Source organism: Streptomyces sp. NPDC002884 (assembly GCF_040295245.1).
Taxonomy (GTDB): domain Bacteria; phylum Actinomycetota; class Actinomycetes; order Streptomycetales; family Streptomycetaceae; genus Streptomyces.
In genome coordinates, this window is record NZ_JBEOVB010000001.1 from 411,860 (window position 1) to 425,259 (window position 13,400).

The window sequence follows — 13,400 nt, forward strand, 5'->3', positions numbered from 1 at the left end:
GCTCCTACCGGCCGGGCGCCGGCATGGGAACGGTCTCGCTCCATCGGAACGTCATCGACAACGGTTTCTGGCCGCCGGGGAAGACCGCGCGGGCGGCGTTGGAGATGCCCGACGCCATCGGGTCCTTCGCTCCGCTCTCGTACCCTTCCTTCGACACGCCACGGGTCAGTGACTCGACGGTCATCTTCTGTGTGATCTCGAACTGCACCGTTCCGCGCCGGTTCAGCCTGTTGTAGCCGGTCACGGTCGCCTTCATGTTGAAGGAGCCGAGCACCGCGCGGGTGGCGCCCGCCGCCGTGTCCGGGTCGTTGTCACCGGCGAGCTGCATGAGGGCGTCGGACACTTCGCCCACCATCATTCCCTTGAGGGGAAGGTCGTTCATGGCCGCGCCGTACTTGGTCTTGTAGTCGAGCCCCTTGATGGTCTGCCCTATCTTCGTGTTCTTGCGGTGCGAGAGGAACGTGCGCACGACCTGCATCCAGATGTGATCCTGGACGGCCCGGGTCATCTTGTCGTTCTCGTCGAAGTAGTAGGCGGACGGCGTGACGCCCATGAACCACATGGCCGTGAGCTGGGTGGCGTTGGGGTTGAGGATGACCTCCGGGTTGAGAACCAGCTGCTCGCGGTAGGCGGCCGCGGCCCGACGGCCCAACTCGTCCTGTCGCGTCCACGTGTCGCCGTTGGCCGTGCCGCAGTTGCTGTTGCACGGGTGGGGAGTCTGCGGCTTGGAATAGTCGACGGCTTCGTTGGGGCGCCCGTTGCCGGGGGTGCCGTCGGGGCGGGTCGGGCAGGGCGTGTCGTCGCCGTTGCCGCCGCAGGCGAGGCCCAGGCCGGTGGGGTCGCTGTGGGTGAGCGGGTTCTGCACCGCGTACGTGTAGCCGTTCATGGCTTGGAGTTCGCCGGCTTCCAGGAGCGGGTCGACGCTGATGAACTGGCCGATGGACGTGTCGTACTCACGGGCGCCGATGTGGGTCAGGCCCGAGGTGGCGTCCCGTGTCTTGCCCAGGAAGCCCTTGTCGTCCGGCCAGGGTCCGTTCGACGTCGTGCCGCGGTCGGCGCCGAAGGGGGTCGTGTAGCGCTTGGTGAAGGTCTGGCCGGTGTCCGGGTTGAGCGCCAGCGTCGAGGTCTGGTGCTGGTCACCCGTGAGGTAGGTGAGCTTGTTGGTGCCCGACTGGTTGGAGCGGACGGCGACCGTCAGTTCCTCGGCACCGTAGTAACGCTGGGACCAGGTCGTGCCGTTGGCGCGGAGGTGGAGTTCGGTGGCGCCTGTGTACAGAACGCGTTCTCCGTTCTGCGTGCTGCGGATCAGCAGGGTTCCGTCCGTGGTGTAGAGGTAGTCGGTCGCCACCCCGCCCTCGGTGAGCTTGCTCAGCTTGCCGTCGGCCGACCACTCCAGGGTCTGGGTCCCGCTCGCGCCGGGCCGGTGCCATGTGTTGCCGGACTTGTCGTAGTTGTAGGAACGCTCCGGGGTGGCGCAGTCCGTCTTGGTCGTGGTGCCGGTCAGGGTGTGCGGCTGGGCGGTGAGGGTGGTGGGGTAGCAGTACGTCGTCCTGGTGTCGCCGGTGCTCTTGTGGACCGTCTCACTGGTCCGCTGGCCCGCGTTGTTGTACTCGTAGGTCGACCAGTACGGGGCCGGCCCCGACAGGCTCGACGCGCTCTTGGTGTCGGTGCACTTCTGCGAGGCGGGCGTCCAGGCCTCGGTCAGGCGCTGGTGGCCGTCGTAGGTGAAGCACTGGGTGTCCGCGGAGCCCGTGCCGCCCAGGAGGGTCGGGTCGCTGATCGCGGTGACGTTGCCGGTCTGGTCGTAGGTGTAAGTGAGGTCCTGCAACATGTAGCCGTGGGTCTGGTCGGTGACATGGCTGCCGGTCAGGCGGCCCGTGCCCTCCTCATAGGTGTTCGCCACGTAGACGTTCTTGTTGCCGGTGCCGCCGGTCCCCAGGGTGAACTGCTGCGGCTGTGCCAGCGCCGAGTAGTCCGCGTCCAGCAGGTACCCGGTCGCGCCGCCGACCGAGGTCACGTCGCCCACGTCGTCGTACCCGTAGTCGACGATCTCGGACGACAGTCCGCCCACGGCCGGCTCACGGCTGAACTTCTTGCTGCCGTCGACGTTGTAGCCCGTCTCGTACTCCAGCGTGGCGGGTGCGCCCGCCTTCACGAACGGGTCGCTGTCCGGCAGCTGCAGCTGGGTGCCCGTGGGGCGGTTCAGGCTGTCGTAGGCGGTGACGGCCTGTGTGTAGGACGCGCCCGCCTTGCCGTCGACGTAGCGGGTGGAGGAGGTGAGCTGACCCTTGAGGAGGGTGTCGTAGACGAAACCGGTGAGCTGGTTGGCATCGGTCTTGGAGCTCTTCCAGGTACCGGTGATGCGGCCCAGAACGTCGTACTCGGTCACGACGGCCGTGCCGCGCGCGTCCGTCGTCCTGACCGGACGGTCGAGGGCGTCGAACTCGGTGAGCGTCACGCCCTTGTCCGGGTCCGTGCTGATGCCCTCACGGCCGAACAGATCGTAGACGTAGGACCACTTGGCGCCGTCGGGACCGGTGAGCGTCAGCTTCTTGCCGTCCAGGGCGAAGTCCGTCTTCGTGGACGTGTACGAGGCGCCGGCGCTGCCGCCGTAGGAGGCGTCGGCCGGGCTCGTGCTCGCGTACTCGCGGGTCTCCGTCGCCTGGCCGCGGACGTCGGTGATCGTACGCTGCGCCGAACCGCCCTCCAGGGCCGTGGTCGCGACCGAGTCACCCGTGTAACTCGTTCCCGTGGCCCACTTCTTGATGCCGTAGATGTACAGGGTGCTCGTCGCCACGCGGCCCGCCCCGTCGAACACCGTCCCCGTCTGCTGAGGCGCCTCGCCGTACTCGGCCCGCGTGTACGTGCCGTTGGGCGTGCTGGTGGTGTCGAAGATGTCGGCGTACGTCTCGTAGGCCAGGCCCCGTGTGTCGTAGCGCGTGTCCGTCAGCAGCCGGCCGCCCTCGGGTGTGGGCGACTGGGTCTGCAGGGGGCGCAGGAGCGCGTCGTAGATCGTGTAGGTGGTCTTGTAGGTCTCGCCGTCCTTCTTCAGCGTCGAGGTCGACACCCAGGACGGCTTGGCGTCGTCCGTGTGGTACGCGTACTTCTGGTTGGGGGTCTGGCTGCCGCTCGTCCGGTTCGGCAGCCACACGTCGGTGAGCCGGCCGAGGGCGTCGTAGGCCATCTCGGTCTTCTTCAGACCGACGTCATAGGTGCGCAGTGGCACCGCGCGACGCGGGTCGAGGAAGGTGACCGTGTTGTACGTCTTGGCGTCCGTGGTGATGGTCTTGGTCAGCGGTCCCGCGTCCACGGGCGTGTAGGCGGTGCTGGTGGGGTTCCCCACCGAGTCGATGACCTTGAGGGTGCGGCCCAGGGTGTCGTACGTCGTGGTGGTGGCCGTCTGCCAGCCGGACGGGATCCGGTCGCCGGCCGCGTCGGCGGTGGCGGTGTAGCCGGTGGGGCGGCCGGTCCAGGTCGCCAGGCCCCTGGTGGGCTTCTGGGTCGCCGACCAGGTGGTGGCGTTCGCGGTGTCGTAGACGGTGCCCACGTCGGAGAGCACGCTGCCCCGCTCGGGGGCGGCCGGGTTCATCGTCGCGGGCAGGGCGAGGGAGGCGTCCGCGGTCGCGCAGCCGCGGGCCACCGTGCGGGTGCGGGAGGTCAGGCCGGTGAGGCCGATGTCGGCGTTGCGGGCGTACCAGGTGCGGGTGCAGGTCTCGTCCGAGGCCTTGCCGACCTGCCCGGAGTCGTCGACCGTGACGGGCATGCCGTAGCTGTCGTAGGAGGTGTTCGTCAGCCGCTCGCGCCACGTCTGCGAGGCCGTCAGGTAGGTGTAGGTGTGCACCTTCTGCGGGCGGACGAAGCGGGCGACGTGGTCACCGGCGCCGGGCACGCTCTGGCGGGCGGTCTCCTGCGACCAGGGGTCGTTCACCGTCGCCGAGATCGCCGTGGATCCGTCATAGGTGACCTGCTCGCGCAACTGCCCCGAGTACGGGTCGCTGTCGGTGATGGCGGGGGCCCCGAGAGCGGGCGTCGACAGGGGGGCGACGGAGACGGACTTGTGGGTGCCGTCGCTCTTCTCGTCACCGTCCATGCCCTGGAGGTAGAGGGAGACCGTCCGGGAACGGGTCACGCCCGTCGCACCGGTCCACGCGGTCACCTGGGCGTAGCCGCGCCACTCCGACCAGGTCCGCTCGGCCTTCGGAGCGAACGGGTCGTCGCTGTGGTGCCAGGCGGCACCGCTGTAGGAGTAGGCGTGCTCGACCGCCTCGTTGTTGCCTGTCGGGTCGGACACGCCGACGGCCAGCACCCGGTACTTCTGGAACCAGTCGATCGAGGCGTCCTCGCCACCGTTGATGTGCCAGAACTGGGGATAGCACGAGCGGGTGTTGCTGTCCGGGGCGGCGCCCAGCACCTGGCTGCGCACGCACTCCGCCGCCGACAGCGTCACCGTGGTGATCGCACCGGTCTCCGAGACGAGGGTGGAGATCCGCGGCCGGGTCAGGGGCAGGATGTCGTCCGTGCCGTCGACGCGGTTCGGCCGCATCTGGTAGGTGAACGCCACCGGGTTCAGCGCGACGCTCGTGGCACCCGCCTTCGCTGTCCGCTTGAGCGACTTCAGGGTCAGCACCTGGTCGGAGCTGTCGCCGATGTCTCCGCCGTCCAGGTACTGCCCGACCATGTCCCAGGAGTCCACCGCGTCGTACGCGGCGGAGGTGGCGTTGTAGGAGAAGGTGTCGATCCCGGTCAGCCGCTTGCGGGAGAAGAAGGCCGGGCCGACCGCCTTGCACTCGTCGTCGTCCTTGGCGCAGATCGCGTCGAACGGCACGTCCGGCCAGTTGTCGGCGGTGTCCTTGGTCAGGCTGGAGCAGTCAGCGGCGGTGCAGCGCTCGGCGTAGCCGAAGGTGACCTTCGCGTCCGCCTTGTCGGTGAACAGGGCGCCCTTGCGCAGGCCGTACTCGATCCGGCCCAGGTAACCGCCGCGAATGTAGGAGGCGTTGGCGGTCTCGGCCTTGTTCTTCTTGTAGTAGTTCGATTCCTTCGTGTACCAGTAGGTGGCCGCGTTGCCGCGCAGGTCCTCGACGTAGTCGAGGCTCCACCGCCAGCCCTGGGTGAGCGCGCGGTCCCCGAAGGCGTCGCCCTTGTCGTAGCCCGGCTCACCCGAGTCGTCGCCGAACACCGGGACCGTCGCCACGGAGTCGGTGCGCTGCGTGTCCGCGCCGTCCAGCTTGTTCTGACCGAACACGTACTTCGTGCCGTCGCCGGTGACGACGGTCCAGTACTCGCCGTTGTCGTCGCCGTTGTCCGCGCCGGTGGACCGCGTCACCTTCGAGGCGTCGTCGCCCTCCAGCCGCCACTGACCGTCGTCGTCGTCCTTGACCAGCCGCGTCGACCTGCCGTTCAGCACCAGCCGCGCGTTGTCGTACTTCCAGCAGAGGTCCGAGATGTCCTCGTGGCCGTCCTCGTCGCACGAGCCGTAGGTGCGCTCGATGTAGGACTCGGTGAGCGAGAACCCCTCACCGACCGACGTGCCCTGGTTGTTGGACGTGGCCGTGCGGCCGTCGACGCTGCCCGAGTCGTACGACAGCGACAGCGGTGGCAGCGGACCCGCCGCCGCGGGCGGCAGCGTGAAGTCGTACGACCAGGTGAACGCGCCCGAACTGCCGCCCCCTTCCCAGGACGAGGAATCCGACAACGGGGTGGCCGAGTAGTTGCCGGTGCCCTTGGGCGACTCCCCCGACCCGGCCGCGGTGGCGGTGACGGCCAGTACGGTGGCGGCCGGGGCCGCACTGCCCGCGGCCTTCATGAGCTGGGTCGACGCACCGTCCGCGGACTCGGTGATGCTGACCTTCGCCGAGACCGACCGGTGCGCGAGGTCGTTTTCCGACACGAGCGGACGCTGGGTGCGGCACTCGCTCTTCCCAGGGGTCGTCAGGGCGCACGCGGGAAGCTGCACCAGACGCAGCCGCTGCGACCAGCCGCCGCCCAGGGCCGAGGCGAAACCGCTGTAGTCCACGCTTACTTCGGCCTTGCCTGCGGTGTCCGCCCCGGCCGTCAGCAGCACACCCGTGACGCCTGCCGCGCGAGCGGCCTTCTGATCCAGCACGGTGACGCGCGCGGTGCCCGCCACGGCGGGCTTGTCCCCGGACGACGGCGCCAACGTGACCGGGACTCCGCCCGGTTCGGCCTTCCCCGGCTTGCCGCCCGTGAGGACGAGCTTCGCCTCGCCCCGGCCGGGCCAGGCCGCCTTCCGCTCCGTGAGGGCCCGGTCGGCCTGCGCCTTGTTGGCCTTGTTTTCCTGGGCGACCCGCTTCCGGGCTTCCTTCGCGCCGAGGCCGTCGACCGTCTCGACCTTGCTCACCCGGGACTTGGGCACGTCGGGCCGCCCCAGGCCGGAGGTCTCCGCGGCCTGGGCCAGCTGCGCCGCGCCCAGCGGTGCGACGAGCGCGAGGGCCAGCGACTGCATCAGCAGCCGACCGGCGTGGTGCCGGCCGGCACCACCCCCTCGCCAATATGAGGTGCCCCTGCCAAAGATCATCGTTTTTCCCCGGTCCTGTCGAAAAAGGTCTCGAAAGAGGTCTCAAGAAAGGTCTTGAGGAAGATGTCGAGAAGGGTTCGGAGCCGTGCGCAGACGTCGGGGCAGGGGCAGCCCGTCGAGCGAGCTGCCCCTGCCCCTCCTCGTCAGTCGCCTACGGTCTCCTCGATCTGCTCGGATCCGGCCATCGCGCCCGCCCACAGCCGAACGTCCGCGACACGGCCGGGCAGGTAGTGCCCCCATGCGTTGCCGGCGAAGTCCTTGCCGACCGCGAAGTCGCCCGAGCCGATCTTGGCCGTGAACGCCTCGTCGTCGCCGTTCTGGACGGCTCCCAGGTAGAGGCCGATCGTGCCGTCCTGGGCGTTGAAGACGCCGGTCATCCTGACCGTGCCGTCCACCATGGCGGCCTCGTCGGACGCCACCGCGCTGAACGTGCCGTTGGCGTCGAGCCGGCCGAAGCGCCAGAAGCCCACCGGAACGGTCTTCTCCTCCAGCGTCTCCTCGTCCAGCACGGTCTGCTTGTCCGTCAGCTCGTACCAGAAGCCCCAGGCGGACCCGTCGGCCGTCCGCTGTCCCACCACCTGGCCGGTGTAGCCGACGCTCTTGCCGACCAGCGCGGTGGCGTCCAGGGACGCCAGCGTCGTGACCGTGAACGACCCCGTGTCGTCCACCACCGGACCGGCCGTGGTGGCCGCGTCGTCCACCCCGTCCAGGACGATCGACTCACCGTTCAGCGAGGCCCCGCCGCCGAGGGTCAGCGACCGGCCGTAGCCCGACGTGGTGTCGGCGACCGTGGTGTCGACGCCCCGGTCGGCCGACCAGTCGGCGACCAGCTCCACCCCGGCGTACCCCTGCGACGTCAGCGTCCGCGCGTCGTCCTCGATCTCCTCGGCGGACAGGGCCCGCTGCCAGGCCGTGGGCTCGTCGATGCTGCCCTTGAAGTGGTCCACGTAGTTGTCCGCGTACAGCAGGCGGCCGATCTGGAAGGCGCCGTCCGCGTGCCAGGCGGGGCCCGCGTCGACCGAGGCCTGCAGCTTGCCGTTCACATAGAGGTGGACCTTCTTGGCGACGGCGTCATGGACACCGGCCACATACGTCCACACTCCCTTGGGCGACGTGTTCGGCGCCGCCGCCTCGTGGAAGGCGCCGTCCGTGCCCAGCACGCGCATGCTCCACCGGCCGCCGTACGAGATGATGAACGGGCTGTACTTCGCGGTGAACGGGCTCGTCGTCGCCGTGGACTGGCTGAGGACCGTGACGGTCTTCGTGGAGGCCGGGTCGACCCGTACCCAGGCGGCGACCGTGTACGACCCCGCCGTGTCCAGCACCGTGCCGGCCGTGGCCGCATAGCCGGTGCTGCCGTCGAGGGCCAGCCCCTTGTCCGTCACCGGCGTCGCCAGCGGCACGCCGGAGGCGTCACGCGTGATCAGTCCGCGACGGCCGCGGTCGTCGCGGAGCGCACCGGCGCTGAGGGTCGCGTTGTCCGCGCCGTCCCAGGTCGCGGAGTCCACCGCCGCTCCGTCGGCCTCGGCGAACTGCCACTGGCCGACCGGCTTCTCACCGTCGGCGACCACGAAGTCGACGACGGACTGCGCACCGTAGCGGCCGATGGTGTCCTTGGCCCGCACGTACAGGCGGTACGTGCCGGCCTTCGAGGGCGTGATGCCGACCGACACCGAAGCTCCCTTCTGGTCCGGCGACCACGCGGCCGTCGAGGAGAGCTTGTACTGGTAGGCGACGTTGGTGTCGCCGGTGGCGGGCGCGAACTTGAACGTGCCCTTCACCGCGGGCCCGCCGTGAGCGGTGCAGTCGTTGGCCGTGCACGCCGTGTAGGGGCTGCCGACGGTGATGCCGGGCGCCTTGGGCGCGCTGGAGTCCACCTTGAAGTAGCACCAGCCGGTGGTGGTGGCGTTCGACGGGCCGGGCAGATTGCTGGCACCGCCGTTGTAGTACGACCGCACCCAGGCCCGGTACCGGTAGAGCGTGCCGTCCGTGAGGGTGGACCAGGTCAGCGTCACCTTGGTGTTGTCGCCGACGTAGCCGGTCGACGGACGTGCGTCGCCGTTGCCCGGCGTGGTGTCCACCCAGGTGCTGCCGCTCTTGCTGTCGAGGTCGTAGGCGATCCGCAGCTGGGCGTCCTTCTCGCCACCGGCCTTGGTCTGCGCGGTCGCGGCCAGCGCCGGGGTGGGGTCGGAGACGACAGCCGGGTCGCTCTCGGCGGTCTCGCAGACCGTGCCGGAGCCGGTGACGAGGCCGACGGCGCTCGGCTTGTCGGGCAGGCCGACGAAGTTCACGGCGAGCACGGCGTCGTTCTTGAACCGCTTCCAGGCCGACGGGTCGGACTCGTCGTGCGCCTTGATCTCCAGCGTCAGCCGGGAGAACTTGCCCGCCGCGAAGTTCGCCATCGTCGAGGTGAGGTTCTCGTTCGTCTCCTCCGCGTTGTCGTTGAACTCGATCGGCGCGTCCGGAGAGTCCGGGTCGCACAACGAGCCACGCCCGGCCGAGACGTTCCGGTCCACCATCAGGTCCAGCTCCGCGGGCCGCGAGGACCACGTGGTCGCGGACGAGATGTTGTTCGTACGGACGAGGTCCACCCAGCGCGGATCGCACTGGAACGCCCAGGGCTCGGTCACCCGGAACGTCGCGTCCAGGACCTTCTTGCCCTTCAGGCTCGCCGGTGAGAACTCGAAGTACAGCTTCTGCACATAGCCCGGGCCGCAGTAATAGCCGTTCCAGGTACCGCACTTCCCGGCACCCTTGCCCTGGTCGTCATCGCCGTTGCCCCAGCCGTACGACTCGTAGCCGTCACTGCGCAGCAGGGTCCGCTCCGACTCGCCCCAGGTCACCGTCGGGTCGATGAAGAGCGGGAACGCCGAGGCGTCGGTCTTCGTGAGCATCGCCGGGTCCGGCACGACCGACAGGGAGTCCTTGGTGACGGCCACGTCCATCCTGGCGACCTTGTCGCCCTGGCCGGGCTCCAGCCCCGAACCGGACGGCGCCACCTCGGCGGGGTCGGCGGGCTCCACCGGCCCCTCACCCAGCGCCTGCACCCGCACCGACTGCGGCTGAGCCCCGGCGGTCTCGGAGGCCCCGGCGGTCTCTGAGGCCGCGACGGTCTCGGAGGCCGCGACGGTCTCTGAAGCCTCCGGTGTCACGGCCGCCTTGGACGTCTCCGGCGTCTCCGGCGTCTCTGGTGTTTCCGGCGTCTCGGCTGCCCCCGGCGTCCCGGCAGTCTCGCCGGCCGAGTCCCACATCCGTGCCGGCGGGGCCTTGAACACCGTGCGTCCGCTGCCGTCGACGGCCACGAGATTGCCCGCCGCACCCTCGCGAACGTCCAGCCCCTGAGCCTTCAGCCCGAAGGTGAGCTTCTTCAGCTCCTCGTTCGCCGCCGCTTCGGCCGTCTTCACCACGAACACCGGCTGGAAACTCTCCGGTGTGGCCGTCACCTGAAGGTCGACGCCCGGCAGCACATCCGCGTACACGGCGCTCGGGCCGTCCAGCCGCGGGGCCGGAAGACTGCCCGGCCACTCCAGTTCCAGTGAGTTGCCCTGGTTCTCGATCCGCGCCAGCGGCGCCTTTTCGCCCCCCGCGGAGAACGCGATCGACACAGCGGCGGCCTTCGGCCCCACCGAACCATCAGAGCGTTTCTCCAGAGTCGCGTCGGGCGCCTGCCAGCCGCCGTCCGGCTTGGCCACGCGCACCGGAACGACCGACTGCTCCAGCGTGAAAGTGAACCCGTCGGGGTTGGCGTAGACCGTGGTCCGGTCCGTACGCTCCCCCAGCACCTCCACCCGCCGGCCGGACTCCTCGGCCTTCGCCAGCGCCTGCTGCCCCTCCGTCAGGGGCGCGGAATCCTCCGCCGGAGCAGCGGAAGCCTGCTGCACGGGCAGCACCAGCATGCCCAGCAACACGGCCAACGCGGCCGTCGTCGCTCCCGTCCCCCCGCCTCTGCCGCGTCTACGACGTCCGAACGCGCCTGAACCACCCCGTGCCGAAAGCACTGAACTCCGCCCCCCAGAGTCAGAAGACCTCGAAAAAGTAAGCGAATTCAAACCTCTCTCTCACCCAGCGTCAAGGAACTATCGCTTTACGCAATGGCCACTTGACGCACCAAAGCCGGTCAACTGCCTCGTGGGAATTGCGCTCTCGACGGAGAGAAGTCCGCACGGAGCAGGAAATGAAAGAAGGGTGAAAGAAGGATGAAAGAAAAGGGAAAGAGGAAAGGGGAAAGAGAACGACAGCCTTTAGCCGTTGACGGCCATCACCATATAGAGGCCCGCGATGACCGCGACCACGCAGACGACGGCCAGGACGATCAGCACGAGGCCGATCAGGCCGGTCGTGCCGACGATCGCCATCCACCCGGCGCGTTCCGCGCGTTCGGCCTTCTGGACCGCGTCGCGGTAACCGCTGTCGTCGTTCCAGTCACGATCCGTCATGATGCCCCCGTGTCCACCCGCTGATTGTCCCACTGCTCCGGTCGAGCCCGGGCCGGAACGAGTGATCACCTCGGTGCCGGATTCCTCTCCGGCACCTCGGGCACCGCGGGCTCGGCGGCCCTCGTCACCGCCGTCACCGCGGCGAACCGCGCCCGCGGGCCCATGAGCAGGTACGACAGGCCGAAGCCGCCGCCCACCACGAGCGCACCGCCGGCCGCGTCCAGCACCCAGTGGTTGCCGGTCGCCACGATCGCCGACACCGTGAAGAACGGATGCAGCAGGCCCAGCGCCTTCATCCACCACTTGGGGGCGACGATCGCGATGACCAGCCCGCACCACAGGGACCAGCCGAAGTGCAGGGACGGCATCGCCGCGTACTGGTTGGTCAGCGCCGTCAGCGTCCCGTAGTCCGGCTTGGAGAAGTCCTGGACGCCGTGGACCGTGTCGATGACGCCCAGGTTCGGCATCAGGCGGGGCGGGGCCAGCGGGTAGAGCCAGAAGCCGACCAGGGCCAGCAGGGTCGCGAAGCCCAGGGAGGAGCGGGCCCAGCGGTAGTCGACCGGGCGGCGCCAGTACAGGAGGGCGAGGACCGACAGCGGGACCACGAAGTGGAAGGACTCGTAATAGAAATCGAAGAAATCCCGCAGCCAACCGACCTTCACCACCGCGTGGTTGGCCCAGTGCTCGATGTCGATGTGCAGGAACCGCTCGATGTCGAGGATCTGCCGGCCGTGGTCCTCCGCGCGGGCCCGTCCGGCGGAGTTCGTGCCGCCGGTCGCCCCCAGCCGGACCTGCTGGTACGCCGCGTACGTCACGCGGATCAACAGCAGTTCGAGGAGGAGGTTCGGGCGGGTCAGGACGCGCTTCAGGAAGGGGAGCAGCGGTACGTGCTTCCAGCGCGTGGGGACCGGCCGCGCGTACTCCGTCGGAACGGGCGTGCGGTAGTACGGGGACGTGCGCGGCAGGAACGGGACGACCGTGGCCGCCGCGACCGCCGCCAGCAGCACCGCGTTGTCGCGCAGGGGGTACAGGACCGCCATGTTCGGCAGCATCATCTTCGCCGGGAGGGTCATCACCAGGATCACCGCCACCGGCCACACATAGCGGTCGGAGGCGCGCTTGCCGACCCGCCCCACCACGGCCGGCAGGACCCACAGCAGCTGGTGCTGCCAGGTCGTGGGCGAGACGACGATCGCCGCGCAGCCCGTGACGGCGACCGCCAGCAGCAGCTGACCGTCGCGGGCGTAGCGGACCGACCGGCGGACGCCCAGGGCGGCGACGGCCGCGCCGAGCGACAGGAACAGGCCGATTTCCAGCGGGCCGGAGAGACCGAGGCGGAGCAGGGCGCCGTGCAGGGACTGGTTGGCGAGCGCGTCGGCCTCGCCGCCGAGTCCGACGCCCGCCATGTGGTGCACCCAGTAGGTGTACGAGTCGTGCGGCATCGCCGCCCAGGCGAGCGCGGTGACCGCGGCGAACGTGGCGCCGGTGGCGGCCGCGGCGCGACGGCGGCCGGTGAACCACAGCAGCGCGGCGAAGAGCAGGACGGTGGGCTGGAGGGCCGCCGCCAGGCCGATCAGGACACCGGCCGCCCGCCAGTCCCGTACGACGAAGCAGCCGAGCAGGACCAGCAGCACCGGGATGATGCTGGTCTGGCCGAGCCAGAGGGTGTTGCGCACCGGCAGCGACAGCATCAGCAGGCTGATCACGACGGGCGCGGCCAGCAGCGCCGTCCGTCTGCTGACCGGCTGGGGCAGCGCACGCGCCACGACCAGGCCGAGGGCGGCCACCAGCAGCAGCGTGCCGAAGGTCCAGCCCCAGCCCAGGGCCTGTTCGGCCGCCCGGGTGAGGGGTTTGAGGACGAGCCCGCCGAAGGGGGTTCCCGTGAAGCGCGTGGAGTCGTAGAGCGAACCGTTGACGTGCAGTACGCCGTTCGGTCCGACCCAGGTCTCCAGGTCCGTCAGCCGTTCTCCGCGCGGGGTGCCGAGGACGACGGCCACCTGGCGCACGGCGAGGACCGCCGCCACCAGCCAGAGACCGAGGCGGGCCACGCGCAGCCGCGTCCTCGCCGTGTCGGCCGCCGTGGACCCGAAGGCCTCCGTCGGCCGCCCGCTGTGCTCCGCATTCGCCACGCCTCGTCGGCCTCCCGCCGCGTTCGTCCCACGCGTCCCGTGCACGAAGTGTCCTACCGAACCCTATGAGGCTCGAACCGCCCCACGGACAGAGACGCAGGCCACCCCCGCTTCACCTGACGTCCGCTCTCCTTTTGTCCGGAAGACGATAGTGGTCCCGGGGCCCCGCCGTTTCCACGGGCCGGGATGCGAGACGGGACACGGGCCGGGATGCCGGACGGTCAGCGGCCGGTCGGGGGGCGGGATTTGGATCAGGCCGCGAACGGAACAGGGGCTTCAGCCGTACCGTCGTTGCCACCA

General features: G+C 69.7%; 4 protein-coding genes. All 4 read right to left on the reverse strand.

The window, feature by feature from the left end; genetic code table 11:
* Nucleotides 1–4 precede the first annotated feature (4 nt).
* A complete protein-coding gene (locus ABT070_RS01850) occupies nt 5–6,463 on the reverse strand; it encodes an RHS repeat domain-containing protein (protein ID WP_351753229.1) in 6,459 nt (2,152 codons plus the stop codon).
* 215 nt (nt 6,464–6,678) lie between these two features.
* Nucleotides 6,679–10,431: a laminin G domain-containing protein gene (locus ABT070_RS01855; RefSeq protein WP_351754397.1), complete on the reverse strand. Its 3,753-nt coding sequence runs from the start codon at nt 10,429–10,431 to the stop codon at nt 6,679–6,681.
* A gap of 345 nt (nt 10,432–10,776) precedes the next feature.
* A complete protein-coding gene (locus ABT070_RS01860; protein ID WP_351753232.1) occupies nt 10,777–10,971 on the reverse strand; it encodes a hypothetical protein in 195 nt (64 codons plus the stop codon).
* Between the two features lie 65 nt (nt 10,972–11,036).
* Nucleotides 11,037–13,100 (reverse strand): bifunctional glycosyltransferase 87/phosphatase PAP2 family protein, encoded by a 2,064-nt coding sequence (locus ABT070_RS01865; RefSeq protein WP_351753234.1) that lies wholly within the window; start codon nt 13,098–13,100, stop codon nt 11,037–11,039.
* Nucleotides 13,101–13,400 lie beyond the last annotated feature (300 nt).